Here is a 24,726-nt window from a genome sequence, read left to right as displayed (position 1 = left end):
GGGTATGGCCGCGGCTGGGCACCGGGCTGCCCGGGCGCCGGGGCGGCGGGCGGCGGTACCGCGCCCGGCTGTCCCGGGGGGGACGGCTGGCCGGGCGCCGGCGGCGTTCCGGCGGGCGGGGCCCCGGGCGGCATACCGCCGGGCTGGGGCTGCTTGGGTTGGGCGCCCTGCGCCGGCACCGCGTTGAGCACCGGCCGGATGTAGAGCCTCGCGGTCTGACCCAGGTTGCGGGCCTCGTTCCCGTCGTTCCCGGGCACCGTGATGACCAGGTTGTCGCCGTCGACGACGACCTCCGAGCCGGAAACGCCCAGCCCGTTGACGCGCGCGCTGATGATCTGCTGCGCCTGCGCCAACGCCTCCCGGCTCGGGCGCGAACCGTCGGGGGTGCGTGCCGTCAGCGTGACGCGGGTGCCGCCCTGCAGGTCAATGCCGAGCTTGGGAGCGGCCCGCTTGTCGCCGGTGAGAAATACGAGCAGATAGACGCCGACGACCAACAACAAGAAGACCGACAGGTAGCGGGCGGGGTGCACCGGCGCCGAAGACGATGCCACGTTCCTTCATATCTCCTTGCGAATCGGTTTCTACCCCGACAGAGCCTACGTGGCGTCCTAGGAATCCTCGGTCACCCGGTGATCGTCGGCGGAGTCCTCGTCGTCTTCGTCGTAGTCTTCGGCGTCCTCCGGCTCGATCCGGTCCCGGACGGCCAGCTTCATCCAGGTGGTCACGATGCCGGGCGCGATCTCGAGGTCGACGGTGTCGTCGGCGATGGCGACGACGGTGGCCTGCAGGCCGGACGTGGTGTGCACCCGGTCGCCGGGTTCCAATGACTCGTGCAGGTCGATCGTGGCTTGCATCGCGCGTCGCTGCCGCCGCGATGCGAAGTACATGAAGCCGCCCATGATGAGCAGGAACGGCAAGAACAAGACCAAACTCTCCATCAACCTGTCTTTCGTCTCGGTATTTCTCTCGTAAGGGTCCAGTGTGCCCGTCTCGGCTGGCGGCTCACAGGTCGGCCGAGGTCTGGCTGACCAGATACGCTTTTGTTCGCGACGTGACACTCGCGCCGCGGTGAGGAGGACGTCGTGGCCAGCCTCGAGCAGACTCGCCAGCTGGTCACCGAAATCCCCGGTCCGGCATCGCTGGAACTGACCAAACGGCGCGCCGCCGCCGTGCCGCGGGGTGTCGGCGTCACCATGCCGGTGTTCGCCGCGCGTGCCGGCGGCGGCATCGTCGAGGACGTCGACGGGAACCGGCTCATCGACCTGGGTTCGGGCATCGCCGTCACCACGATCGGCAACTCGTCGCCGCGCGTCGTCGACGCCGTGCGGGCACAGGTCGCCGAGTTCACCCACACGTGCTTCATGGTGACGCCCTACGAGCAGTACGTCGCCGTCGCCGAACAACTCAACCGGATCACCCCGGGATCCGGCGAGAAGCGCTCGGTGCTGTTCAACTCGGGTGCCGAGGCGGTCGAAAACTCCGTCAAGATCGCCCGCTCCTACACCCGCAAGCCCGCGGTGGTCGCCTTCGACCACGCCTACCACGGGCGCACCAACATGGCGCTGGCGCTGACCGCCAAGTCGATGCCCTACAAGAGCGGATTCGGTCCGTTCGCGCCGGAGGTCTACCGGGCGCCGCTGTCCTATCCCTACCGGGACGGGCTGCTCGACAAGGACCTTGCCACCGATGGCGAGCGGGCGGCGCAGCGCGCCATCAGCGTCATCGACAAGCAGGTGGGCGCGAAAAATCTGGCCGCCGTCCTCATCGAACCGATCCAGGGCGAGGGCGGTTTCATCGTCCCGGCCGAGGGCTTCCTGCCGGCCCTGCTCGAATGGTGCCGCGACAACGACGTGGTGTTCATCGCCGACGAGGTGCAGACCGGCTTCGCCCGCACCGGAGCGATGTTCGCCTGCGAGCACGAGGGCCCGAATGGTCTGGAGCCCGACCTGATCGTCACCGCCAAGGCCATCGCCGACGGGTTTCCGCTGTCGGCCGTGACCGGGCGCGCCGAGATCATGGACGCCCCGCACGTGGGCGGCCTGGGCGGCACCTTCGGCGGCAATCCCGTCGCCTGTGCGGCGGCGTTGGCCACCATCGAGACCATCGAGAGCGACGGCCTGATCGAGCGCGCCCGGCAGCTGGAACGACTGATGACCGAACCGCTGCTACGCCTGCAGGCCCGCGACGACCGGATCGGCGACGTGCGCGGCCGCGGCGCCATGATCGCCATCGAGCTGGTGAAATCCGGCACCGCCGATCCCGACGCCGAGCTGACCGACAGGCTGGCCACCGCCGTCCACGCCGCCGGCGTCATCGTGTTGACCTGTGGCATGTTCGGCAACATCATCCGGCTGCTGCCGCCGCTGAACATCAGCGATGAGCTGCTGACCGAAGGGCTCGAGATCGTCGTCCGGATCCTGGGCGAGCTGTAGCCCCTCGGTGGGACATCTCACATGTCCGCCACGGTCATTGTGGAATACCTTTAGTTTAGCTAACGTTATGTCGGTCAGCGCAACGTCGCGCACAGACCATTTCTCAGTCAGTACAGGGGAACTGTTATGTCGACTATTACCCGTGAAGAGTGGCTTGCCCGCCGCGTCGAAGACCTGACCGCCAACGATCCACAGTTCGCCGCCGCCCGACCGGACCCCGCCGTCGCGGCCGCGTTGGAGCAGCCGGGGCTGCGACTGCCGCAAATCGTTGCGACCCTGGTGGAGGGTTACGCCGACCGGCCGGCACTGGGCCGCCGCGCCGTCGAGTTCGTCACGGACCCGGCGAGCGGGCGCACCGTCGCCGAGCTGCGCAACCACTTCGACACCATCACCTACCGCGAGCTCGGCGACCGGGTCGGCGCGTTGGCACGCGCCTGGTCCACCGATTCGGTGCGGGCCGGCGACCGAGTCTGCGTGCTCGGCTTCACCGGCGTGGACTACACCACCATCGACATGGCGTTGGGCCAGATCGGCGCGGTGTCGGTACCGCTGCAGACCAGCGCGGCGCTCAGCCAGTTGCAGCCGATCGTGGCCGAGACCGAGCCCACCGTCATCGCGGCGAGCGTCGACCAGCTGACCGACGCCGTCGAGCTCGTCACCACCGGCCCCGCACCCGCCAGGCTCGTCGTGTTCGACTACCGCCCCGAGGTCGACGACCACCGCGACGCGGTGGCGGCGGCACGCACCCGGCTCGCGGACACGATCGTGGAGACGCTGGACGACGTGCTCGCCCGCGGCAAGGACCTGCCCGCCGGGCCGGTCACCGCGCCCGACGACGACGACCCGCTGGCGTTGCTGGTCTACACCTCCGGCAGTACCGGCGCACCCAAGGGCGCGATGTACCCGCAAAGCAACGTGGTCAAGATGTTCGCCCGCTCGAAGAGGAACTGGTTCGGGCCCACCGCGGCGTCCATCACCCTGAACTTCATGCCGATGAGCCACGTCATGGGGCGTGGCATCCTCTACGGCACCCTCGGGAACGGCGGCACCGCGTACTTCGCGGCCAAGAGCGATCTGTCGACGCTGCTCGACGATCTCACCCTGGTGCGGCCCACCGAGATGAACTTCGTGCCGCGGATCTGGGAGACCATCTACGGCGAATACCAGCGCCAGGTCGACCGCGGGCTCGACGAGGCCGAGGTCATGGAGGACTTGCGCCAGCACCTGCTGGGCGGTCGGTTCATCTTCGCGATGACTGGCTCGGCGCCCACCTCCCCCGAGCTCAAGGCGTGGGTCGAGGCCCTGCTGGAGATGCATCTGCTCGACGGCTACGGCTCCACCGAGGCCGGCATGGTGTTGTTCGACGGCGAGGTGCAGCGCCCGCCGGTCGTCGACTACAAGCTCGTCGACGTCCCGGATCTTGGCTACTTCGCCACCGACCGGCCCTACCCGCGCGGCGAACTGGTGCTCAAGACCGAGAACATGTTCCCCGGCTACTACAAGCGGCCCCAGGTGACCGCCGATGTGTTCGACGCCGACGGCTACTACCGCACCGGAGACGTCGTCGCCGAGGTCGCGCCCAACCGCCTGGTGTATGTCGATCGCCGCAACAATGTGCTCAAGCTCGCGCAGGGTGAGTTCGTCACCGTCGCGAAGCTGGAGGCGGTCTTCGGCAACAGCCCGCTGGTCCGCCAGATCTACGTCTACGGCAACAGCGCCCACCCCTACCTGTTGGCGGTGGTGGTTCCCACCGAAGAAGCGTTGCGGCGAAACGCCGAAAAGGGGCTAGCGGCACTCAAGCCGCAGATCGCCGACTCGCTACAGGCCGTCGCGAAGGAGGCCGGCCTGCAGTCCTACGAGGTGCCGCGCGACTTCCTCATCGAGACAACGCCTTTCACGCTCGAGAACGGTCTGCTCACCGGCATCCGTAAGCTGGCGTGGCCGAAGCTGAAGCAACACTACGGCGAGCGGCTGGAAGAGCTCTACGCCGAACTGGCCGAGGGCCAGGCCAACGAGCTGAGTGAACTGCGCCGCAGCGGGGCCGACGCCCCGGTCCTGCAGACCGTGAGCCGGGCCGCCGCGGCGCTGCTCGGCGCGGCGACCTCCGACCTGTCGCCCGGCGCGCACTTCACCGACTTGGGTGGAGACTCGTTGTCCGCGTTGACATTCGGTAACCTGCTGCGCGAGATTTTCGACATCGACGTGCCGGTGGGTGTCATCGTCAGCCCGGCCAGCGACCTGCAGGCCATCGCCGACTACATCGAGGGCGAGCGGCAGGGCACGAAGCGGCCCAGTTTCGCCACGGTGCATGGCCGCGACACGACCGAGGTGTACGCCAGTGACCTCACCCTCGACAAGTTCATCGACGCGGCGACGCTGGCCGCCGCGCCGACGCTGCCGCGGCCCAGCGCCGAGGTGCGCACCGTCCTGCTGACCGGGGCGACCGGGTTCCTCGGGCGTTATCTGGCGCTGGAATGGCTGGAGCGGATGGACCTCGTCGGCGGCAAGGTGATCGCGCTGGTGCGGGCCAAGTCCGACGAGGACGCGCGGGCCCGGCTGGACAAGACCTTCGATTCCGACCCGACACTGCTGGCCCACTACCGCAAGCTGGCGGCCGACCACCTGGAGGTCGTCGCGGGCGACAAGGGCGAGGCCAACCTCGGCCTGGATCCGGCGACGTGGCAGCGGCTGGCCGACACCGTCGACCTGATCGTCGACCCCGCGGCACTGGTCAACCACGTGCTGCCGTACAGCGAGCTGTTCGGCCCGAACGCGCTGGGCACCGCGGAGCTGCTCCGAATCGCGTTGACCGGCAAGCAAAAGCCGTACACGTACGTGTCGACGATCGGCGTGGGCGACCAGATCGAGCCGGGGAAGTTCACCGAGGACGCCGACATCCGGGCCATCAGCGCGACGCGACGGATCAGCGACAGCTACGCCAACGGCTACGGCAACAGCAAGTGGGCCGGCGAGGTGTTGCTGCGCGAGGCGCACGACCTGTGCGGCCTGCCCGTCGCGGTGTTCCGCTGCGACATGATCCTCGCCGACACCACCTACGCCGGTCAGCTCAACGTGCCGGACATGTTCACCCGGACGATCCTGAGCCTGGTGGCAACGGGCATCGCTCCCGCCTCGTTCTACGAGCTCGGGGCCGAGGGCAACCGGCAGCGCGCGCACTACGACGGCCTGCCCGTCGAGTTCATCGCCGAGGCCATCTCGACGCTGGGCGCCCAGAGCTCGGACCGGTTCGCGACGTACCACGTGATGAACCCCTACGACGACGGCATCGGGTTCGACGAGTTCGTCGACTGGCTGATCGATGCCGGGTGCGCCATTCAGCGCATCGGCGACTACGCAGAGTGGTTGCAGCGGTTCGAGACCGCGCTGCGCGCCCTGCCCGAAAAGCAGCGCAACGCCTCGCTCTTGCCGCTATTGCACAACTACCAGAAGCCCGACAAGCCGATCAACGGCTCGATGGCGCCGACCGATCGGTTCCGCGCGGCGGTCCAGGACGCGAAAGTGGGCCCGGACAAAGACATTCCGCACATCACGCCGCCGATCATCGCGAAGTACGTCAGCGACCTGCGACTGCTCGGGCTGCTCTAACGCCCGCTCGGGTTAGCTCTGGGGATGCGGCCAGCGCAGGTATGCGTTGGCCGCACCGGCCTCCGTGCCCGCTCGCTGCCGGCGCCAGCCCTTGGGCTTCGGCGCGTCCGCGGCGGCCCGCGGCTTGGTGAGCGCACCCGAGGACACCTCGGGCGCGGGCTCCTCCAGCCCGGACATGTACACCGGTTCGCCGGCGGGCACCGAGACCGGCTCCGCGGTTTCCGCGGGGTCCATGAAGGCCTCGACGTCGCTCGCCAGCCGCACGGCCAGGCGCGCCAGGGCGATGCCGCTGATGAAAACGATCAGCGCGCCCAGGCCGGAGAAGTACGAAACCTCGAGCGCGGCCCGCTTGCGGTCGGTCGCGGCAATCGGATCACCGGCGGACCCGATCCCCAGGAGCGGGGCGACCTGTCCCCCGATCACGAACCATGCGCCGGCCACGGCCGCCAACCAGCCGCCGACGATCGCGGTGATGCGGTTTCCGGAGAAGATCAGCAGCAGGCCGGCCAGCACGGTGGCGCCCCCCGGTAGCACCTCGAGCCATCCCCGGGCCGAGGTCCATGCCCAATCTTGGTCGGGCGTGTAGGCGAAGTTGAAGCGTGGACCGACGAACGGTATCAACGCACCCCATGCACCCAGGACGACCAGGAGCAATCCGCTCACTGCGCCGCGCGAGCGCGGCATCCACAATGGGTGGCCGTTTAATGGGTGTTTCATTAGCTCTCCTCAATTGTCGCCGGGCTACTTCAGCAGGTGCCTGGATACCCAGCGTCGACGCGAAATAACCGCACAATCCGCCGCGCTGGAGTGTTCGTACTAGCGCGTCAGGCCGAGTGTGAGCAGCACCACAGCGATCACCGGAAAAGCGCCCTGCGTCAACGCGGCGCGGGCCTTGTCCGGTGAGGAGAGCACTAAGACGAGCGCGGCCGCGGCCATGGAGCCGACGCCCGCGAAAACCAGTGCGGCTCCAACGGCATTGTGCCCCATGGCAATCGCGGCAATGCCGATGCCGGTGACGACCGCAAGGAACAGGTTGTAGAAACCCTGGTTGAATGCGAGCAGCTTGGTGGTCTCGGCTTCCTCAGCCGTCGTCCCGAAGGTGGCCCTGGTGCGCGGCGAGGTCCAGGTCAGCGACTCCATCGTGAAGATGTAGACGTGCAACACGGCGGCCAGACCCGCGAACACCAAGGCGGCAGTGATCATCGCCGATGAACACTACCGACCTGGTGTCGCGCGGACTAGCCTCGCGGGTTCGCCGGTGAGGGCGCTAGGCGCCGACGTGGTGGTGCCGGCGGAATAGCCCACCCCCGTCGTGACGGTGGAAAAGGCCACGCCCGCGGTGTCCGTCGGGCTCGGCCGCAACCGGTTCACCCGCCGGGGCCTCGGCCCCGGCCACAGGCGCCGGTTCGTTCACGACGACGTCGCGCGCGTGCCGGACCGCCAGTCGCGCCACGGCGGCGCCACCCAGGAACACGATCAACGCGCCCAGACCGGTGAAATAGGTGACCTCGAGCAGGGCGCGCTTCAGGTCGGTCGCCGCCGCCGGTTGGCCGACGTCCCCGATGCTCAGGGTCGATGCGAAGGCGCGGCCGACCACGAACCACGCGCCGGCGCAGACCGCCAGCCAGCCGCCGAACACGGCGCTGGCGCGGTTACCGGAGAAGAGCACCAGCAAGCCGCCCACCGCGGCGGCCGCGCCGGGGAGCACCTCCAGCCAGCCTTTTGCCGTCGTCCACGTCCATGCCGGGTCGGTCATGTACGCCCAATCGATGTTCGGTCCGAAGAAAGGAACCAATGCACCCCAGGCGCCCAAGAGGATCAGGAGCAGCCCGGTCAACGCGCCGCGGCTGCGTGGCATGTACAGCGCGCGGGGGCGTTCGTAGTCAGCGTTCGTGTGCCTCATCAGAATCTCCTTCAACAGGCATTACTGCTGTCCGTTCGGGTACCCGACGGTTCCGCGATGTAACCGGCGCGCGGGCCGCGCCTGCGTTTGCTGTGGCGGATGTGACCGGATCGCGCGCCCGCGGCCGCCGAAAAGCCCATGCCAGCGGGCGTTGTGGTGACCGCAGGGCGCGAAGGTCACGATTTGAACGCGAAATGCCAAGCCGCCGGTGGCGAGCTAGTCGAACAGCCCCGGCTGCCCCAGCCCGGTGACCCCGGCCGGCGGGGTCAAGCCCAGGTGTGTCCAGGCCTGCGCGGTGGCGACGCGGCCCCGCGGGGTGCGCGCGATCATGCCGGCGCGGACCAGGAACGGCTCGCACACCTCTTCGACGGTGGTGGCCTCCTCGCCGACCGCCACCGCGAGCGTCGAAACGCCGACCGGGCCGCCGCCGAAGCTGCGGGTCAGCGCCGACAGCACCGCCCGGTCCAGCCGGTCCAGGCCGAGCTCGTCGACGTCGTACACCTCGAGCGCGGACTTGGCGACGTCGCGGGTGATCACGCCGTCGGCGCGTACCTCGGCGAAGTCCCGCACCCGGCGCAGCAGCCGGTTGGCGATGCGCGGCGTGCCGCGCGAGCGCCGCGCGATCTCCGAGCCGGCCTCCGCGCCCAGTTCGATGCCCAAGATTCCGGCGGACCGGGCCAGCACCCGTTCCAGCTCGGCGGGCTCGTAGAAGTCCATGTGCGCGGTGAAGCCGAAGCGGTCGCGCAGCGGGCCGGTCAGCGCGCCGGACCGGGTGGTCGCGCCGACCAGGGTAAAGGGCGCGACCTCCAGCGGAATCGACGTCGCCCCAGGGCCTTTCCCGACCACCACGTCGACCCGGAAGTCCTCCATCGCCAGGTAGAGCATCTCCTCGGCGGGCCGCGCGATGCGGTGGATCTCGTCGATGAACAGCACGTCGTGCTCGACGAGGTTGGACAGCATCGCGGCCAGATCGCCCGCGCGTTCCAGCGCGGGTCCCGACGTCACCCGCAGCGCGGAGCCCAGCTCGGCGGCGATGATCATGGCCAGCGACGTCTTGCCCAGGCCCGGCGGCCCGGACAACAGGATGTGATCCGGCGTGCCGCCGCGGTTCTTGGCCCCCTCGATGACCAGCTGCAGCTGCTCGCGCACGCGCGGCTGGCCGATGAACTCGTTCAGCGTGCGGGGCCGCAGGCTGACGTCGATGTCGCCCTCGCCGAACGCGAGCGCGGGCGAAACCTCCCGGACCTCCGGGTCGGTGAAGTCGTCGTCTGCGCTCATCGGGCCTTACCCAGCAACGACAGCGCCGCGCGCAGAGCCGACGACGTCGTCGCGTCGTGATCGCCGGCCAGCACGCTGTCGGTGGCCTCCTCCGCTTGTTTGGCCGCAAAACCCAGGCCGACCAGGGCCTCCACCACGGGACCCCGCACCGCGTGGCCGTTGACCGCCGGCGCGGGCGCCGATCCGGGGACGGCGCCGATCTTGTCGCGCAATTCCAGCACCATCCGCTCGGCGCCGCGCTTGCCGATGCCCGGCACCCTCGTCAGCGCGGCGACGTCGCCGTCGGCCAACGCCTCCCGCAGCGCCGCGGCGTCGTGCACGGCCAGCGTCGCCATCGCCAGCCGCGGCCCGACGCCCGACACCGACAGCAGCGTCAGGAACAGGTCGCGGGTCTCGGAGTCGGCGAACCCGTACAGCGTCTGCGAGTCCTCACGCACGATCATCGCCGTGATCAGCCGGGCCTCGCTGCCGTGGCGCAGCGTCGCCAGCGTCGACGGCGTCGCGTTGATCCGGTAGCCGACGCCCGCGGCCTCGATCACCGTGTGATCGAGGGCCACCTCGAGCACCTCACCGCGCACCGACGCGATCATCGGGCGGCCTTCACTTTCGCGAGGTAGGCGCGGCGCTGCCGCGCGGCCAGCGCCTCGGCCGCCGCCATCCGGGCGATCATCGGCGCCCGCCAGCAATGGCAGATCGCCAGCGCCAGCGCATCGGCCGCGTCGGCCGGTGTCGGTTTGGCTTGCAGCGCAAGGATTCTCGTGACCATGGCGGTGACCTGCGCCTTGTCGGCGGATCCGTTGCCGGTGACCGCGGCCTTGACCTCGCTGGGCGTATGGAAGTGCACGTCGATGCCGCGTTTGGCGGCGGCCAGCGCGATGACCCCGCCGGCCTGAGCCGTGCCCATCACGGTCATCACGTTGTGCTGGGAGAACACCCGCTCGATGGCCACGACGTCCGGCCGGTGCGTGTCCAGCCAGTGGTCCACGGCCTCGCTGATGGCCAGCAATCGTTTGGCCAGCGGCGCATCCGCCGGGGTGCGCACCACGTCGACGTCCAGCGCGACGACGTCTCGGCCGCGCCCGCTTTCCACCATCGACAGCCCGCATCGGGTCAGCCCCGGATCGACGCCCATCACGCGCATGCGCCCGCTCCCCTATATCGCGTACCGAACAGCTGTTCGATAGCCTAACGGGCGAAACCGACCGCGCCGGGTAGGACACGCGGCGCCGATCACCGGGTCGTAATGCGGCGCCGGACCCAGCGAAAGCTGTTAACTTAAAGCCCACATTCGCTCGACCGCCGCGGGCACGGAAGGGTATGCGTGGGAACACTGCTGGTCGTGATAGCCGCGGTGTTGTTCGTCGCGTCCATCGTGGTGCTCATCGTGGCGTTGCGGCGGCCCAAGCAGCCGGCCGCGCGGGGCGGGCGCCAGGACCCGCTTTCCTCCGACGCGATGCCGCAGTTCGGACCGCGCAGCCTGGGCCCCGGCGCCATCGTCAGCTACGGCGGCGTCGACTACGTGGTCCGCGGGTCGGTCACCTTCCGCGAGGGCCCGTTCGTGTGGTGGGAGCACCTGCTGGAAGGCGGTGACCAACCGCTGTGGTTCAGCGTCGAGGAGGACGACGGGCGCCTGGAGCTGGTGATGTGGGTGACCCGCAAGGACGTTTCGCTGCGGCCCGGCGACCAGTACGTGGTCGACGGGGTGACCTTCCACGAGTCGGAGCGCGGTCGCGCCTCGTACACCACCGAAGGCACGACGGGCCTGCCGGCCGGCGGTGAGATGGAATTCGTCGACTGCGCGAACGCCGACGAGAGCGCGCTGCTCTCCTTCGAACGCTGGGCCCCGGACACGCCGTGGGAGGTATCCACGGGGCGGTCCGTGTCGGCCGCCGAGCTCACCGTCTACCCCGCGCCCCCAGCCCCCTCCCCGTAGGCCCGAAGGATTCAGGTCGGTGCCGCTTCATCAGCTCGCCGTGACTCCGGCGGACGTGTCCGGGAACAGGCTCGGACTGGCGCTCAACGCCCCCGCGCCGGATCCGCTGGCCAGCCACGCGCTCACCCATCCCGGCGGCGGCACCCTGCTGCTCGGCGTCCTCGGCGCCTCGCACGTCGTCACCGTCGAGCAGGCCGGCAGCCGGTTCTCCGAGCAGGTGTCCTGCACCGCCCGCAGTCACGGCGGCGGGCTGCCCGGGCACGCCGACGCGCCGGGCTACCGCATCGAGTCGCGGACCGACACCCGCGATGAGTCGGCGTTTCGCGAACTCGCGCAAGAACTTCGCGACCGCTGCGCGACCGAAAACGGATGGCTGGGCGGCACGTTTCCCGGCGACGACGCCGCCCTGACCGCGCTGGCCGCCGAACCCGACGGCGCCGGCTGGCGCTGGCAGACATGGCACCTCTACCCGCTCCGCCCGGCGGGGTCCGGCGGCATGGTGGTGCACACGGCGAGCCGGTGGCACCCGTGAGCCGCAAGGGCCTGTTCTGGCTTTCCGGCGGCCTGGCCGTCGCTGCCATCGCGTCGCTGGTATTCGGAATCGTGTTGCTGAACAAGGACATTGGGTCGTATATCGCCGACCATTATCACGCGTACGCCACGGACGCTAACGGGACGCGCTACCAGTGCAGCGGGTCGCCCGAGGAGGTCGCCGACACGCTCGCCGACTATCAGGCGCCCGACGCTCGGGCCGACAACGACAAGAGCGAATACCTGCGCTACAGCAACAACATCGTGATCGTCGGCCCGGACGGCAAGTACCCGTGCAGCATTCGCGTCGAAGGCTTGGGCGGCGGATACAGCCACGGGGCGTTCATCTTCCTCGGCCCCGGGTTCAGCCCCGGGTCCCCCGCAGGCGGTGCCGGAGGGACCGCCGGCGGCCCGGGCGGAACCAAGTAACGCCAAAACCCAAAGGAGACAAGGATGTACCTCGCCGTCGAGATCGGGAACGTCAACCTCAATCCAATCTTCAAGGGCGTAGTCGCGACCATCCTGTACTTCGGAGTGGGCATGGCCGTGCTGCTCGTCGGCTTTTACATGGTCGACTGGCTGACCCCGGGAAAGCTGCGCCAACTGGTGTTCATCGATCGTCGCCCCAACGCCGTCGTCGTCGCGGGCGCGATGTACATCGCGCTCGCCACCGTGATCATCAGCGCCATCACCAACAGCTACAGCCAGCTGGGCCAGGGACTCGTCGGGGTGGCGGTGTACGGGTTGGTGGGCGTGGTCCTGCTGGGGATAGCGCTGCTGGCGATGCACCTGCTGATACCGGGTAGTTTCCACGAGCACGTCGACGAGCCGGAGCTGCATCCCGGTGCGTTCGCGGTGGCGCTGATACTGCTGGCGGTGGGAGGGGTGACCGCGGCGGCGGTGTCATGACCTCCGTCGAGTTGTCGGCGCCCGCGGCCACGGATTCGTCGCGGCGGTGGCGCTCCGTGCTGCTGGCCGCCGTCGCGGCGTGCGCGGCGTGCGGCATCGTGTACGAGCTGGCGCTGCTGACGCTGTCGGCGAGCCTGAACGGCGGCGGCGTCGTCGCCACCTCGCTGATCGTCGCGGGATACATCGCGGCGCTGGGTGCGGGCGCCCTGGCGATCAAGCCGCTGTTGAGGCACGCGGCCATCACCTTCATCGCCGTCGAGGCGGCGCTGGGGATCATCGGCGGGCTGTCCGCGGCGGCGCTCTACGTGGTGTTCGCGTTCGTCGACGGGTCGACGTGGGTGCTGGCGGTGAGCACCGCCCTGATCGGCGGCCTGGTCGGCGCCGAGGTGCCGCTGCTGATGACGCTGCTGCAGCAGAGGCGAAGGGCCTCTCAAGATCTAGCCACCGATGCCGGCCGGACGCTGGCCAACCTGAACGCCGCGGATTACCTGGGCGCGTTGGTGGGTGGACTGGTCTGGCCGTTCCTGCTGCTACCGCATCTGGGGATGATCCGCGGGGCCGCGGCGACCGGCATCATCAACCTGGTCGCGGCCGCCGTGGTGGCGATGTTCTTGCTGCGCCGGGTGGTCTCCGCCCGGCAGCTGGCGACGGCGCTGTGCGCGCTCGCCGCGGCGCTCGGGGTGCTGGTCACCCTGCTGGTGCGGTCGCACGACATCGAGACCACCAGCCGGCAACGGCTCTACGCCGACCCGATCATCGCCTACCGGCACACCGCCTACCAGGAGATCGTGATCACCCGCCGCGACAACGACACCCGCCTGTACCTCGACGGGGGTTTGCAGTTTTCCACCCGGGACGAATACCGCTACACCGAAAGCCTCGTCTATCCCGCGCTCGGCGGTGATGTCAAAGGCGCCCGGTCGGTGCTGGTGTTGGGCGGCGGCGACGGCCTGGCGGCGCGGGAACTGCTGCGCCAACCCGGCGTCGGCAAGATCGTGCAGGTCGAGCTCGACCCCGCGATGATCGAATTGGCGCGCACCACCTTGCGGGACGCCAACGGCGGGGCGCTGGACAACCCCCGCGTGGCCGTCGCGATCGACGACGCGATGCGCTGGCTTCGGGCGCCGCACCCCGAGCTGCGCCCGCCGCAGGGCTTCGACGCGATCATCATCGACCTGCCCGACCCGGACACACCGGTGCTGGGGCGGCTGTATTCGACCGAGTTCTATTCGCTCGCCGCGCATGCGCTGGCGCCGGACGGCCTGGTGGTCGTGCAGGCCGGCAGCCCGTTCTCCACACCGACGGCGTTCTGGCGCACGGTGTCGACGATCCACGCCGCCGGCTACGCCGTCACGCCCTACCACGTGCACGTGCCCACGTTCGGCGACTGGGGGTTCGCGCTGGCGCGCCGCGGCGAGATCCCGCCGAGCGCCACCCTGCCGGCCGATGCGCCGCCGCTGCGCTTCCTCAACCCGCAGGTGCTTGCGGCCGCGACCGTGTTCCCGGGCGACGTCCGGCCCCGCGCGCTGGATCCCTCGACGCTGGAGAACCCGCGCATCGTCGACGACATGCGCCACGGCTACGACTAGGGCGCTACCGCTCGCACCACCCATGCGGTCGCCCGACCTGCCGGATGCTGGTCGATGCGCACGTCTGAGAAGCCCGCCGCGCGGCACTGGGCGGCGAAGGACTCGACCTGTTGCTCGGTCCAGCCGTGGCTCGCCAGGCCCGTGGCCCCGGGCTGCACCCGGCGCTCCATCACCAGGAGACGCCCCCGCGACGCCAGCACGCGCCGTAGTTCGGCGAGCCCGGCGGTGACGTCCTTCCAGTGGTGCACGGTCTTCAGCGACCACGCGACGGTTGCCCAGCCGGCGGCCACCGGCAGCTCCTCGGCGCCACCCAGCGACCAGGAGACGTTCGGGTGATCGCGCGTCACCGCGCAGGCGAGTCGCAACATCAACGGGGACGGGTCAATACCGACGCCGGTGGCGCCCCGCCGCGCGGCGGCCCGTAGCGCGTTGCCCGGGCCGCAGCCCACGTCGACGACACGGTCGGCGTCCGATACCGATGCCAGGTCGACGGCCAGCCCCGCGTAACGGCGGCCCATGACGAGCATGCCGAGGCTGGCCACCAGACCGATCGGCCCGGCGAAACCCGGGTGGTCGGCGTGATGATTCACGGCGGGTGTCGGCGAATCGGTCATCGATCTACCCCTTGCCGGTTACTCCTCGATCTGGGCCAGGATCTCGTCGGGGATGTCGGCGTTGGTGTAGACGTCCTGGACGTCGTCGCTGTCCTCGAGCGCGTCGACCAGCCGGATGACCTTCTGCGCGCCGTCGGCGTCCAATGGAACGGTTACCGACGGCTGGAACCCGGCCTCGGCGGAGTCGTAGTCAATCCCGGCCTCCTGCAAGGCGGTTCGCACGGCGACCAGATCCGTGGGCTCGGTGATGATCTCGAAGCTGTCGCCCAGATCGGTGACGTCTTCCGCGCCGGCGTCGAGCACCGCGGCCAGCAGGTCGTCTTCAGTGAGGCCGTTCTTCTCGAGGGTGACCACGCCCTTGCGGGTGAAAAGGTAGGCCACCGATCCCGGATCGGCCATCGTTCCGCCGTTGCGCGTCATCGCCACGCGTACCTCGCTGGCGGCGCGGTTGCGATTGTCGGTCAGGCACTCGACCAGCACCGCCACTCCGTTGGGCGCGTAGCCCTCGTACGTGATCGTCTGCCAGTCGGCGCCGCCGGCTTCCTCGCCGGCCCCGCGCTTGCGGGCCTTCTCGATGTTGTCGTTGGGCACCGAGCTCTTCTTCGCCTTCTGGATGGCGTCGTACAGGGTCGGGTTGCCCGCGGGGTCACCGCCACCGACGCGGGCCGCGACCTCGATGTTCTTGATCAACCGCGCGAACATCTTGCCGCGGCGGGCGTCGATGACGGCCTTCTTGTGCTTGGTGGTGGCCCACTTGGAATGGCCGCTCATCGGTGCGTCGTACCTCTTCTGTTGCTTGAAATCCGATCAACGAGTCTACGTGTACGGATTGCGTCGATACCCGACGCTGCCCCTATCGACTCACCGTCCCCACCTGTCACAGAACGGGAGGGATAGTGGATGTGCCCGCCTCGCAGCGACAGACCCGGGGAATCTCCGGTGACCAGGCCCGATCCCCAGTCATCCGGATTGTCGCTGTGAGGCGGGCAAATGCTTGGCCGCGACCCTCGGGGTGACTCAAGTGACAGACGGGGCTTCAGGCCGCTCCGTTGACGATGTCGACGAACAGTTGGTGGATGCGGCGATCGCCGGTCATCTCGGGGTGAAAGGCCGTCGCCAGCATCCGGTCCTGCCGCACCGCGACAACGTGCTCCGCGGCCCGGGCCAGCACCTGCACGCCGTCACCGGCCCGCTCGACCCACGGGGCGCGGATGAACACCGCCCGCACCGGGCCGTCGAGGCCGGCGAACGCGATATCGCCCTCGAACGAATCGACCTGGCGTCCAAAAGCGTTGCGCCGCACCGTCATATCTATCGCGCGCAGCGGCAGCGCCTCGCGTCCGCCCGCGCCGGCGTCGAGGATCTCGCTGGCCAGCAGGATCATGCCGGCGCACGCGCCGTAGGCGGGCAGGCCGTCGGCCAGCCGCGCCCGCAGCGGCTCGAGCAGGTCGAGGTCGAGCAGCAGGTGGCTCATGGTGGTGGATTCGCCGCCAGGGATGACCAACCCGTCGATCGCCTCGAGCTCGCTGCGCCGGCGAACCGGCATGGAGTCGGCGCCGGCTTCGCGCAGCGCGGCGAGGTGCTCGCGGGTGTCGCCCTGCAGCGCCAGCACGCCGATCCGGGGTGCGCTCACTGCCCGCTCACTGTTCGGAGGGCCGGAATCCGCGTTTGTAGCGGGTCAGCCCCTCCTGCATGACGGCCGCGACCATCTCGCCGGTCTGGGTGAAGATCTTGCCCTGGGTGAGCGCGCGACCGCCGCTGGCCGACGGCGAGCTCTGGTCGTAGAGCAGCCACTCGTCGGCCCGGAACGCCCGCATGAACCACATCGCGTGGTCGAGCGACGCCACCTGCAGGTGCTCGCGCACGTCGAGGTGGGTGACCTGCGCCGAGCCCAGCAGCGTGAGGTCGCTCATGTAGGCCAGCGCGCAGATGTGTAGCACCGGGTCGTCGGGCAGCGGGTCACGGTGGCGAAACCACACCTGCTGTTGCGCGGCCTTGCCCGGCAAGAGCTGCAGGCGCTCGCGCGGCACGATGCAGACGTCCCACTCCTCGAACTGCTTGAACCCGGCGTCGTCGAAGACCTTGATCGAGTTCAGGCCGGGCAGCCCGTCGGGGGGCGGCGCGGCCGGCATGGGGTCCTGGTGGTGGATGCCTTCCTGATCGGTCTGGAACGACGCCCCCATGCTGAAAATAATCTCGCCGTGCTGGATGGCGTTGACGCGCCTGGTGGCAAACGAGCCGCCGTCGCGGGTGCGCTCGACGATGAAAACCGTGCGCGCCAGGGCGTCCCCGGGCCGCAGGAAGTAGCCGTGCAGCGAGTGGACTTGGTATTGCGGGTCGACGGTGCGCACCGCCGACACCAACGACTGGCCGGCGACGTGACCGCCGAAGGTGCGTTGCAGGAATCCGGATTCCGGGCTGAACACGCTGCCGCGGTAGATGTTGACCTCGAGTTGCTCGAGATCAAGGATCTCTTCGATCGCCACGGAACGTTTTTACCAGCCGCGTTCGGCGAGGCGGTGCGGCTGCGCGATCTGCTCCACGTTGATGCCGACCATCGGCTCGCCCAGGCCGCGCGACACCTTGGCCAGCACGTCGGGGTCGTCGAAGAAGGTGGTTGCCTTGACGATCGCGGCGGCGCGCGCCGCGGGATCGCCGGACTTGAAGATGCCCGAGCCGACGAACACGCCCTCGGCGCCGAGCTGCATCATCATGGCCGCGTCGGCGGGAGTGGCGATCCCACCCGCGGTGAACAGCGTGACCGGCAGCTTGCCCGCGCGGGCCACCTCGACGACGAGTTCGTAAGGCGCCTGCAATTCCTTTGCCGCGACGTACAACTCGTCTTCGGACAGCGACGTCAGCCGGCGGATTTCGCCGCCGATGGCCCGCATGTGGGTGGTCGCGTTGGAGACGTCCCCCGTACCGGCTTCGCCCTTGGAGCGGATCATGGCCGCGCCCTCGTTGATGCGCCGCAGCGCCTCACCGAGGTTGGTCGCCCCGCACACGAACGGCACGGTGAACTTCCACTTGTCGATGTGATGCGTGTAGTCGGCGGGGGTCAGCACCTCCGACTCGTCGACGTAGTCGACGCCGAGGCTCTGCAGGATCTGCGCCTCGACGAAATGCCCGATGCGAGCCTTGGCCATCACCGGGATGGTGACCGCGGCGATGATGCCCTCGATCATGTCGGGGTCGCTCATCCGCGACACCCCGCCCTGGGCGCGGATGTCGGCGGGCACCCGCTCCAGCGCCATCACCGCGACGGCGCCGGCGCCCTCGGCGATGCGGGCCTGCTCCGGGGTGACGACGTCCATGATGACGCCGCCCTTGAGCATCTCGGCCATACCGCGCTTGACCCGGGCCGTTCCGGTGGCCTGATTCGACTCCACTGGCTTCTTCTTTTCGTCAGACATTGCGCTTCCACTCTAGTGGTCAGCGACAAGCGGGTTTTGTCGTGATCAGCGGATCGACTCGAGCACGCCGGGGTTGCGGGCGTCGTCCGCCAGCCGGAGGGCCGCGGGCAGCAGTTCGCCGAGTTGCAGCGGGTAGACCTGTTCGCCGGCCGCGGTCAACTCCGCGATGTCGTTCGCATCACACCACCGCGCGCCGTGGATGTAGCGGCGTTCCAGCTCGGTGCGTCCCGCAAGGGACGGCTCGAACCGCCGCGTGCGGTGCACCAGGTAGAACTCCTCGCTGCCGATCAGCGTGCCGTTGAACTCGAACACCTCGTCGCGCCGCCAGATCGGTCCGACCATGTCGGCCGCCGCGACCCGCAGGCCGGTTTCCTCGGTGAGCTCCCGCGCGGCGGCCTCGGCCAGCCGTTCGCCGGGGCGCACCTCGCCGCCGACGGTGAACCACCACCGCGGCGCGCTGCCGTCGGTGATCGCCGGATCCGAACCGCACAGCAGCAGCACCGCGCCCGTTTCGTCGAGCAGCACCACCCGCGCCGAGGTGCGGTGGCTGGGCGCGCCGTGGTGGCTGTGCGCCAACGCGTGGGGGCGTTCCACGACCTCGAAATAGCTTGGCAGCGCGGCCGTTCCACCGAGCCGCAAGGCGCGCACCATGCGCCGCTCGGCCAGTGCGAGGGTGTCGCGGACCGCGTCGTTGTGGAAGCGGCGGGCCAGCAGCAGGCGGGCCTCGGCATCGGCGAGCTCGGCGATCAGGCCCGCGGGCAGCGACGCCGGATCCACCATCGCCAGCGCGGCCGAGAGCTCGTTTTCCGCGTTCTCCCGCGCGTGCCGCGGCGCGCGTTCCGCGGCGTCGGCCAGGGCCGCCAGGCGCCTGCCTTCCGGCGCGCCGCCGTAGGCGTCGATCGCGACCGCGCGGGCCACCACCGCGCGCCGCGCCAGCGCGCCGTCGAGCGCCTGCCAGGACAGGTCGTACCGCACGTTCAACCGGTCCAAGCGGGTGGCCCGCTGATAGGCCCAGGCGCCGCATACTGCCAGCACCACGACCAGTGCGACGGCGGCGACGACCAGCCAGATCATCAGCTGGCCACCTGGACTTTGGCGCCCGACCCGGCCACCGTCTCGTACACCCGCATGATCTGGCTGGCCACCACGGACCAGTCGTAGCGGCGGACCGCGTCGGACGCGGCCGCCACGTAGCGCTGGCGCGCCACGTCGTCGTCCAGTACCTCGATCAGCGCGTCCGCCAGTGCGCCGGCCTGTAACTCTGGGGGACCCACCGGCACCAGGCTGCCGACCTCGCCGTCGCGCAGCACACGTCGGAACGCGTCGAGGTCGCTGGCCACCACCGGGGTGCCCGCGGCCATCGCCTCCACGAGCACGATGCCGAAGCTCTCGCCGCCGGTGTTGGGTGCGCAGTAGACGTCGGCGCTGCGCATCGCCGCGGCCTTGCCGGCGTCGTCCACCAGCCCGAGGAAACGCATGTGCTGCGCCAATTCGCCTGCCTGTTCCCGCAATTCGTCCTCGTCGCCGTGGCCGACGATCAGCAGCTGCACGTCGGGAAACCGCGCGGCGACCCGGGGCAGCGCGTCGAGCAGCACCGACATGCCCTTGCGGGGCTCGTCGTAGCGGCCCAGGAACAGCACCGTCTTGCCCGGCCGCGGATAGCCGTCCAGCGGCGCCGCATGGGCCAGGGAATCGACGTCGACGCCGTTGGGAATCTCCACCGCGTCGGAGCCCAGCGCCTCCATCTGCCAGCGCCGCGCCACATCGGACACCGCGATGCGGCCGACGATCTTCTCGTGCCAGGGCCGCAGCACACCCTGAAACACGGACAGCGTCAGCGATTTGGTGGTCGAGGTGTGAAACGTCGCCACGATCGGGCCCTCGGCGACCCGCAGCGCCCACATCGACAGGCTCGGCGCATTCGGCTCGTGCAGGTGCAGCACGTCGAATTCGCCTTGGGTGAGCCATTTTCGGACCCTGCCGTGGACGGCCGGACTGAACTGCAGCCGCGCCACCGAACCGTTGTAGGGAATCGGGATGGCCCGGCCGGCGGAGACGACGTAGTCGGGCAGCGACACGTGCGGCGAAGCCGGCGCCAACACGCTGACCTCGTGCCCGCGAGCGACCATCACCTCGGCGAGCTGCAAGACGTGCGACTGCACCCCGCCCGGTACGTCGAACGAGTAGGGACAGACCATCCCGATGCGCATCAGGGTTCCTTCAGGCGGGCCCGCCGGGCATCGGACAGATCGGCTAGCCATTGCGGCTGCATCATGTGCCAGTCGGCCGGGTAGGCGGCGATGTTCGCGGCGAACTGGTCGGCCAGCGCCTGGGTGATGACGCGCACGTCGCCGCTGCTGCAGTCCAGCGCCGGGTGTATCGAGATGGCCCAGCCTTGAACGTCACTGTCCTCGAACCAGCAATGCACGGGCAACAGGGCCGCGCCGGTCGCGATGGCGAGCTTCGCCGACCCCGCGGGCATCCGGGTGGCTTCGCCGAAGAATTCGACTTCGACGCCGCTGCGGGTGAGGTCGCGCTCGGCCATCAGGCACACGGCCCGGTTGTCCCGCAGCCGTTCGCACAGCACCTCGAAGGGGGGCCGTTCGCCACCGGAGAGCGGCAGCACTTCGAAGCCGAGGGTTTCGCGGTAGGCGATGAAGCGGTTGTAGAGGGACTCGGGTTCGAGGCGCTCGGCGACGGTGGTGAAGGTGCCGAAGGTCTGGGCCAGCCAGACGCCGGCCATGTCCCAGTTGCCGCTGTGCGGCAGCGCCATGACCACCCCGCGGCCCGCGGCCAGCGCCTTTTCCAGGTTGTCGACACCCCGAACCGAATCGTGCAGCCGGCGCGCCAACGCGGGCAGATCCATGGTCGGCAGGCGGAACGCCTCGCGCCAGTAGCGGGCATAGGAGGCCAGCGAGGCGCGCATCAGCTCGTCGGGCACGTCGGCCGGCGGTACGCCGATGACGCGGGCCAGGTTCTTGCGCAGCTGGTCCGGCCCGCCGTTGCGGGCCGCGTAGCGCGCCCCGGTGTCGAATGCGGTGCGCGCGGCGAATTCCGGCACCGTCCGCACCGCCATCCAGCCGGCGGCGTAGGCCCAGTCGCTCGCGTGGCGGCCCATCAGGCGGCCGGCGAACCTGCGGGGCAGGTCGAAGACTTTCAGGCCGGCGGGGGTGGCGATCACGGCTGGCTCGTTCCGGGTGGAATGGGATCGGTCGCGCCGGGCGAACTGCGCGCCCTGTGCAGTCGCTGCACGCACGTGACGAGGCTGGCCGCGGCCAGCAGCCACATCGCCACCGGCAGCGCCCACGGCAACGGGTACACCGGAAGATCCGACAGCCCGGCGCCGACCAGCACGATGATCAACCGCTCCGGTCGTTCGATGATGCCGCCGTCGCCGCGCAGCCCGCTGGCTTCGGCCCGGGCCTTGATGTAGGGGATCACCTGCGAGGTGACCAGGCAGATCAGGGTCGCGACCACCAGCAGCTTGTCGTGCAGGCCGAACGCGATCCACCACAGCAGCCCGCAGAACACCGCGCCGTCGCTGATGCGGTCGCACGTCGCGTCGAGCACCGCGCCGAAGCGGGTGCCGCCGCCGCGCTCGCGGGCCATCGCGCCGTCGAGCATGTCGAACAGGACGAAGAACCAGACCACCAGCGTGCCGGCGAACAACCTGCCGATCGGGAACAGCGCCAGCGCGCCCGCCACCGCAACGACGGTGCCCAGGATGGTGACGACGTCCGGCGTCAGACCCATCCGCAGACACGCCCGCGCCGTCGGGGTGCTGATCCGCGTGAACGCGGCCCGCGACAGGAAGTGCACCTTACTCATGAGCGACTCATGCTTGCCGGGCCCACTCCGTGGCGAGCAGCTGGCGCGTCTCGCGCAATAACTGCGGGATCACCTTGGCGCCGCCGACGATCGTGATGAAGTTCGCGTCGCCGCCCCACCGCGGCACCACGTGAACGTGCAGGTGCTCGGCCAGCGAGCCACCCGCCGATGTGCCCAGGTTCATCCCGACGTTGAAGCCGTGCGGGTGCGACACGTTCTTGATGACGCGAATTGCCTTCTGGGTGAACGCCATCAGCTCCGCGCTCTCCGCGTCCGTCAGGTCTTCGAGCTCGGAGACCCGCCGGTACGGCACCACCATCAGGTGCCCTGGGTTGTACGGGTAGAGATTGAGCACGGCGTAGACGAGTTCGCCCCGGGCGACCACCAGGCCGTCCTCGTCGGACAGCCGCGGGATGTCGGTGAAGGGCTGCTCGGTGTCGGCCGAAGAGTTGGGGTCGCGCTTCATCGGCGCCTCGGCGAGATAGGTCATCCGGTACGGCGTCCACAACCGCTGCAGATGATCGCTTTCGCCGACGCCGGTGTCGAGAATGGTCTTGTCGGCACGCTCGGTGCGCGCCGACTCCTCGTGATCGCTCACGGCCCGACCACTTTCACCAATTCGGCGCTGGGAGCGGCATTCTCGCGATCGGCGATCCACTTGACGATCGCATCGACCGCGCTGTCGCGGGGCACGCCGTTGATCTGCGTGCGGTCGCCGAAGCGGAAGCTGACCGCGTCGGCCTGCACGTCGCGGTCACCGGCCAGCAGCATGAACGGCACCCGCTGGCCGGTGTGGTGGACGATCTTCTTGGCCATCCGGTCGTCGCTGCCGTCCACCTCGACCCGCACCCCGTGCGATTTCAGTTGGGCGGCAACCTCTTCCAAGTAAGCGATGTGCTCGTCGGCAACCGGGATGCCGACCACCTGGACGGGCGCCAGCCACGCCGGGAACGCGCCTGCGTAATGCTCGGTGAGGATGCCGAAGAACCGCTCGATCGACCCGAACAGCGCGCGGTGGATCATCACCGGGCGCCTGCGGCTCCCGTCGGCTGCGGTGTACTCCAGCTCGAAGCGCTCGGGGAAGTTGAAATCCACCTGGATGGTCGACATCTGCCAGCTGCGGCCCAGCGCGTCGCGGGCCTGCACCGAGATCTTCGGTCCGTAGAACGCGGCGCCGCCGGGATCGGGAACCAGTTCGAGGCCCGATTCCCGGGCGACGTCGGCCAGCGTGGCGGTGGCCTCCTCCCACACCTGTTCGGAGCCGACGAACTTGTCGGGGTCCTTTGTGGACAACTCCAGATAGAAGTCCTCCAGCCCGTAGTCGCCGAGCAGCTCGAGCACGAAGCGCAACAGCGACGCCAGCTCGTCGTGCAGTTGTTCGCGGGTGCAGAAGATGTGCGCGTCGTCCATGGTGAACCCGCGGGCCCGGGTCAGCCCGTGCACCACACCGGACTTTTCGTAGCGGTACACCGTGCCGAACTCGAAGAGCCGCAACGGAAGTTCGCGGTAGGAGCGCCCGCGCGAACCGAAGATCAGCGTATGCATCGGGCAGTTCATCGGCTTGAGGTAGTAGTCCTGACCCGGCTTGCGCACCGTTCCGTCGTCGTTGTACTCGGCGTCCAGGTGCATCGGCGGGAACATGCCGTCGGCGTACCAGTCCAGGTGGCCCGAGGTGTGGAAAAGCTGCGCCTTGGTGATGTGTGGGGTGTTGACGAACTCGTAGCCCGCCTCGATGTGCTTGCGCCGCGAATACTCCTCCAGCTCCCTGCGCACGATGCCGCCCTTGGGGTGGAAAACCGCTAGGCCGGAACCAATTTCGTCGGGAAAGCTGAACAGGTCCAGCTCGGCGCCCAGCTTGCGGTGATCGCGGCGCTGGGCCTCCTCGATCAACGTCAGGTGATGCTCGAGCGCCTCCTGCGACTCCCACGCCGTGCCGTAGATCCGTTGCAGGCTGGCGTTTTCCTGGTCGCCGCGCCAGTAGGCGGCCGAGCTTCTGGTCAGCTTGAACGCCGGGATGTGCTTGGTGGTGGGGATGTGCGGGCCACGGCAAAGGTCGCCCCAAACCCTTTCGCGGGTGCGGGGATTGAGGTTGTCATAGGCGGTGAGTTCGTCGCCGCCGACCTCCATGACGTCGGGATCACCCGACTTGTCGTCGACGAGTTCGAGCTTGTAGGGCTCGTCGACCAACTCCTCGCGCGCTTGCTCCTTGGACTCGTACACCCGCCGGGAAAACAGCTGGCCGTCCTTGACGATCTGGCGCATCCGCTTTTCCAGCGCCTCCAGGTCCTCCGGCGTGAACGGCTCGGCCACGTCGAAGTCGTAGTAGAAGCCGTCGGTGATGGGCGGCCCGATCCCCAACTTGGCTTGCGGGAACAGGTCCTGCACGGCCTGCGCCAACACATGCGCGGTGGAATGCCGGAGGACGCTGCGACCCTCGTCGGTGTTGGCCGCCACCGGGATGACCTCGGCGTCGGAGTCGGGCGCCCAACTCAAGTCGCGCAACTTCCCTTCGGCGTCGCGCACCACCACGATCGCGTCGGGCGTTCCCCGGCGCGGCAAGCCCGCCTCGCCGACCGCGGCGGCCGCGGTCGTCCCGGCAGGCACCCGGATCGGGGCTGCTGGGGCTGGGTTTGCGGGGGCACTCATCGGGTTGGGTCTCCAAGGCTTGGGTTGACGTGCGTGATCGTTGC

The 24,726-nt window shown here is 69.3% G+C and carries 25 protein-coding genes and 1 pseudogene; 7 read left to right on the top strand and 19 right to left on the bottom strand.

The features are described 5' to 3' along the window. Positions 1-551: pseudogene (locus ACQI5H_RS06670) on the bottom strand (protein translocase subunit SecD); the annotation flags it as partial. A 57-nt stretch (positions 552-608) separates the two neighbouring features. Continuing rightward, a complete protein-coding gene (gene yajC / locus ACQI5H_RS06665) occupies positions 609-938 on the bottom strand; it encodes a preprotein translocase subunit YajC (RefSeq protein WP_076125512.1) in 330 nt (109 codons plus the stop codon). A gap of 144 nt (positions 939-1,082) precedes the next feature. Between yajC and gabT the strand changes: the two genes are divergently transcribed. Both gabT and car read left to right on the top strand, forming a co-directional pair. Further along, positions 1,083-2,432, top strand: a complete 1,350-nt coding sequence (gene gabT, locus ACQI5H_RS06660; protein ID WP_427078597.1) for a 4-aminobutyrate--2-oxoglutarate transaminase — start codon at positions 1,083-1,085, stop codon at positions 2,430-2,432. 126 nt (positions 2,433-2,558) lie between these two features. Further along, the gene (gene car, locus ACQI5H_RS06655) at positions 2,559-6,038 is read left to right on the top strand and encodes a carboxylic acid reductase (RefSeq protein ID WP_427078596.1); all 3,480 of its coding nucleotides are present in this window, start codon (positions 2,559-2,561) and stop codon (positions 6,036-6,038) included. Between the two features lie 12 nt (positions 6,039-6,050). On the opposite strand, the gene ACQI5H_RS06650 is transcribed toward car, so the two are convergent. The 6 genes from ACQI5H_RS06650 to ruvC all read right to left on the bottom strand — a co-directional run bounded on the left by ACQI5H_RS06650 (position 6,051) and on the right by ruvC (position 10,360). After that, positions 6,051-6,755, bottom strand: coding sequence for a hypothetical protein (locus ACQI5H_RS06650; protein ID WP_427078595.1), 705 nt, complete (start codon positions 6,753-6,755; stop codon positions 6,051-6,053). A gap of 99 nt (positions 6,756-6,854) precedes the next feature. After that, positions 6,855-7,241: a DUF1304 domain-containing protein gene (locus ACQI5H_RS06645; protein ID WP_427078594.1), complete on the bottom strand. Its 387-nt coding sequence runs from the start codon at positions 7,239-7,241 to the stop codon at positions 6,855-6,857. 64 nt (positions 7,242-7,305) lie between these two features. Next, a complete protein-coding gene (locus tag ACQI5H_RS06640; protein WP_427078593.1) occupies positions 7,306-7,941 on the bottom strand; it encodes a hypothetical protein in 636 nt (211 codons plus the stop codon). A 216-nt stretch (positions 7,942-8,157) separates the two neighbouring features. Further along, positions 8,158-9,219 (bottom strand): Holliday junction branch migration DNA helicase RuvB, encoded by a 1,062-nt coding sequence (gene ruvB, locus ACQI5H_RS06635; RefSeq protein WP_427078592.1) that lies wholly within the window; start codon positions 9,217-9,219, stop codon positions 8,158-8,160. Continuing rightward, positions 9,216-9,809 (bottom strand): Holliday junction branch migration protein RuvA, encoded by a 594-nt coding sequence (gene ruvA / locus ACQI5H_RS06630; RefSeq protein ID WP_427078591.1) that lies wholly within the window; start codon positions 9,807-9,809, stop codon positions 9,216-9,218. Before ruvA ends, ruvB begins: the two co-directional genes overlap by 4 nt. Beyond that, positions 9,806-10,360 (bottom strand): crossover junction endodeoxyribonuclease RuvC, encoded by a 555-nt coding sequence (ruvC, locus tag ACQI5H_RS06625; RefSeq protein WP_427078590.1) that lies wholly within the window; start codon positions 10,358-10,360, stop codon positions 9,806-9,808. The genes ruvA and ruvC overlap by 4 nt, the downstream gene beginning before the upstream one ends. A 180-nt stretch (positions 10,361-10,540) precedes the next feature. On the opposite strand from ruvC, the gene ACQI5H_RS06620 reads away from it, so the two are divergent. The 5 genes from ACQI5H_RS06620 to ACQI5H_RS06600 are packed head-to-tail and all read left to right on the top strand — an operon-like array spanning position 10,541 to position 14,181. Next, complete coding sequence (locus ACQI5H_RS06620) at positions 10,541-11,152, top strand: DUF4178 domain-containing protein (RefSeq protein WP_427078589.1); 612 nt, start codon at positions 10,541-10,543, stop codon at positions 11,150-11,152. Positions 11,153-11,171: 19 nt separating this feature from the next. Further along, positions 11,172-11,684: a DUF2617 family protein gene (locus tag ACQI5H_RS06615; RefSeq protein ID WP_427078588.1), complete on the top strand. Its 513-nt coding sequence runs from the start codon at positions 11,172-11,174 to the stop codon at positions 11,682-11,684. Continuing rightward, on the top strand, positions 11,681-12,112 hold the full coding sequence (locus tag ACQI5H_RS06610; protein ID WP_427078587.1) for a DUF4247 domain-containing protein: 432 nt from the start codon (positions 11,681-11,683) through the stop codon (positions 12,110-12,112). Before ACQI5H_RS06615 ends, ACQI5H_RS06610 begins: the two co-directional genes overlap by 4 nt. A gap of 24 nt (positions 12,113-12,136) precedes the next feature. Next, positions 12,137-12,592 (top strand): DUF350 domain-containing protein, encoded by a 456-nt coding sequence (locus ACQI5H_RS06605; RefSeq protein WP_427078586.1) that lies wholly within the window; start codon positions 12,137-12,139, stop codon positions 12,590-12,592. Next, entirely contained in the window at positions 12,589-14,181 is a 1,593-nt protein-coding gene (locus ACQI5H_RS06600) for a polyamine aminopropyltransferase (RefSeq protein ID WP_427078585.1), read from the top strand. Before ACQI5H_RS06605 ends, ACQI5H_RS06600 begins: the two co-directional genes overlap by 4 nt. Here the strand turns inward: ACQI5H_RS06600 and ACQI5H_RS06595 are convergent. The 11 genes from ACQI5H_RS06595 to thrS all read right to left on the bottom strand — a co-directional run bounded on the left by ACQI5H_RS06595 (position 14,178) and on the right by thrS (position 24,682). After that, on the bottom strand, positions 14,178-14,795 hold the full coding sequence (locus ACQI5H_RS06595) for a class I SAM-dependent methyltransferase (RefSeq protein WP_427078584.1): 618 nt from the start codon (positions 14,793-14,795) through the stop codon (positions 14,178-14,180). The two genes, ACQI5H_RS06600 and ACQI5H_RS06595, sit on opposite strands and share 4 nt — an antisense overlap. A gap of 18 nt (positions 14,796-14,813) precedes the next feature. After that, entirely contained in the window at positions 14,814-15,566 is a 753-nt protein-coding gene (locus ACQI5H_RS06590; protein WP_427078583.1) for a YebC/PmpR family DNA-binding transcriptional regulator, read from the bottom strand. Between the two features lie 265 nt (positions 15,567-15,831). After that, on the bottom strand, positions 15,832-16,428 hold the full coding sequence (gene pdxT / locus ACQI5H_RS06585; RefSeq protein ID WP_427078582.1) for a pyridoxal 5'-phosphate synthase glutaminase subunit PdxT: 597 nt from the start codon (positions 16,426-16,428) through the stop codon (positions 15,832-15,834). A 7-nt stretch (positions 16,429-16,435) separates the two neighbouring features. Then, entirely contained in the window at positions 16,436-17,281 is an 846-nt protein-coding gene (gene tesB / locus ACQI5H_RS06580; RefSeq protein ID WP_427078581.1) for an acyl-CoA thioesterase II, read from the bottom strand. 9 nt (positions 17,282-17,290) lie between these two features. Next, positions 17,291-18,208 (bottom strand): pyridoxal 5'-phosphate synthase lyase subunit PdxS, encoded by a 918-nt coding sequence (gene pdxS, locus ACQI5H_RS06575; RefSeq protein ID WP_427078580.1) that lies wholly within the window; start codon positions 18,206-18,208, stop codon positions 17,291-17,293. A gap of 45 nt (positions 18,209-18,253) precedes the next feature. After that, positions 18,254-19,282: an NUDIX hydrolase gene (locus ACQI5H_RS06570; RefSeq protein ID WP_427078579.1), complete on the bottom strand. Its 1,029-nt coding sequence runs from the start codon at positions 19,280-19,282 to the stop codon at positions 18,254-18,256. Further along, the gene (locus tag ACQI5H_RS06565; protein ID WP_427078578.1) at positions 19,282-20,418 is read right to left on the bottom strand and encodes a glycosyltransferase family 4 protein; all 1,137 of its coding nucleotides are present in this window, start codon (positions 20,416-20,418) and stop codon (positions 19,282-19,284) included. Before ACQI5H_RS06565 ends, ACQI5H_RS06570 begins: the two co-directional genes overlap by 1 nt. Then, positions 20,418-21,389, bottom strand: a complete 972-nt coding sequence (locus ACQI5H_RS06560; protein WP_427078577.1) for a phosphatidylinositol mannoside acyltransferase — start codon at positions 21,387-21,389, stop codon at positions 20,418-20,420. The genes ACQI5H_RS06565 and ACQI5H_RS06560 overlap by 1 nt, the downstream gene beginning before the upstream one ends. Next, entirely contained in the window at positions 21,386-22,036 is a 651-nt protein-coding gene (gene pgsA / locus ACQI5H_RS06555; protein ID WP_427078576.1) for a phosphatidylinositol phosphate synthase, read from the bottom strand. The genes ACQI5H_RS06560 and pgsA overlap by 4 nt, the downstream gene beginning before the upstream one ends. 7 nt (positions 22,037-22,043) lie before the next feature. Continuing rightward, on the bottom strand, positions 22,044-22,634 hold the full coding sequence (locus tag ACQI5H_RS06550) for an HIT family protein (RefSeq protein ID WP_427078575.1): 591 nt from the start codon (positions 22,632-22,634) through the stop codon (positions 22,044-22,046). Further along, on the bottom strand, positions 22,631-24,682 hold the full coding sequence (gene thrS / locus ACQI5H_RS06545) for a threonine--tRNA ligase (RefSeq protein ID WP_427078574.1): 2,052 nt from the start codon (positions 24,680-24,682) through the stop codon (positions 22,631-22,633). The genes ACQI5H_RS06550 and thrS overlap by 4 nt, the downstream gene beginning before the upstream one ends. Positions 24,683-24,726: the final 44 nt, after the last annotated feature.

It is taken from the genome of Mycobacterium heidelbergense (genome assembly GCF_050205645.1).
In the GTDB taxonomy this organism is placed as follows: domain Bacteria; phylum Actinomycetota; class Actinomycetes; order Mycobacteriales; family Mycobacteriaceae; genus Mycobacterium; species Mycobacterium heidelbergense_A.
This window is presented reverse-complemented; position numbering and strand designations above follow the sequence as displayed.

Bases quoted from the DNA above. Each gene is read 5' to 3' on its own strand.
- pgsA (WP_427078576.1), bottom strand. From the start codon at position 22,036: ATGAGTAAGGTGCACTTCCTGTCGCGGGCCGCGTTCACGCGGATCAGC.
- ruvB (WP_427078592.1), bottom strand. From the start codon at position 9,219: ATGAGCGCAGACGACGACTTCACCGACCCGGAGGTCCGGGAGGTTTCG.
- ACQI5H_RS06650 (WP_427078595.1), bottom strand. From the start codon at position 6,755: ATGAAACACCCATTAAACGGCCACCCATTGTGGATGCCGCGCTCGCGC.
- yajC (WP_076125512.1), bottom strand. From the start codon at position 938: ATGGAGAGTTTGGTCTTGTTCTTGCCGTTCCTGCTCATCATGGGCGGC.
- ACQI5H_RS06605 (WP_427078586.1), top strand. From the start codon at position 12,137: ATGTACCTCGCCGTCGAGATCGGGAACGTCAACCTCAATCCAATCTTC.
- pdxS (WP_427078580.1), bottom strand. From the start codon at position 18,208: ATGTCTGACGAAAAGAAGAAGCCAGTGGAGTCGAATCAGGCCACCGGA.
- ACQI5H_RS06640 (WP_427078593.1), bottom strand. From the start codon at position 7,941: ATGAGGCACACGAACGCTGACTACGAACGCCCCCGCGCGCTGTACATG.
- ACQI5H_RS06570 (WP_427078579.1), bottom strand. From the start codon at position 19,282: ATGATCTGGCTGGTCGTCGCCGCCGTCGCACTGGTCGTGGTGCTGGCA.
- car (WP_427078596.1), top strand. From the start codon at position 2,559: ATGTCGACTATTACCCGTGAAGAGTGGCTTGCCCGCCGCGTCGAAGAC.
- ruvC (WP_427078590.1), bottom strand. From the start codon at position 10,360: ATGCGCGTGATGGGCGTCGATCCGGGGCTGACCCGATGCGGGCTGTCG.
- thrS (WP_427078574.1), bottom strand. From the start codon at position 24,682: ATGAGTGCCCCCGCAAACCCAGCCCCAGCAGCCCCGATCCGGGTGCCT.
- ACQI5H_RS06590 (WP_427078583.1), bottom strand. From the start codon at position 15,566: ATGAGCGGCCATTCCAAGTGGGCCACCACCAAGCACAAGAAGGCCGTC.
- ruvA (WP_427078591.1), bottom strand. From the start codon at position 9,809: ATGATCGCGTCGGTGCGCGGTGAGGTGCTCGAGGTGGCCCTCGATCAC.
- ACQI5H_RS06645 (WP_427078594.1), bottom strand. From the start codon at position 7,241: ATGATCACTGCCGCCTTGGTGTTCGCGGGTCTGGCCGCCGTGTTGCAC.
- ACQI5H_RS06595 (WP_427078584.1), bottom strand. From the start codon at position 14,795: ATGACCGATTCGCCGACACCCGCCGTGAATCATCACGCCGACCACCCG.
- ACQI5H_RS06565 (WP_427078578.1), bottom strand. From the start codon at position 20,418: ATGCGCATCGGGATGGTCTGTCCCTACTCGTTCGACGTACCGGGCGGG.
- ACQI5H_RS06600 (WP_427078585.1), top strand. From the start codon at position 12,589: ATGACCTCCGTCGAGTTGTCGGCGCCCGCGGCCACGGATTCGTCGCGG.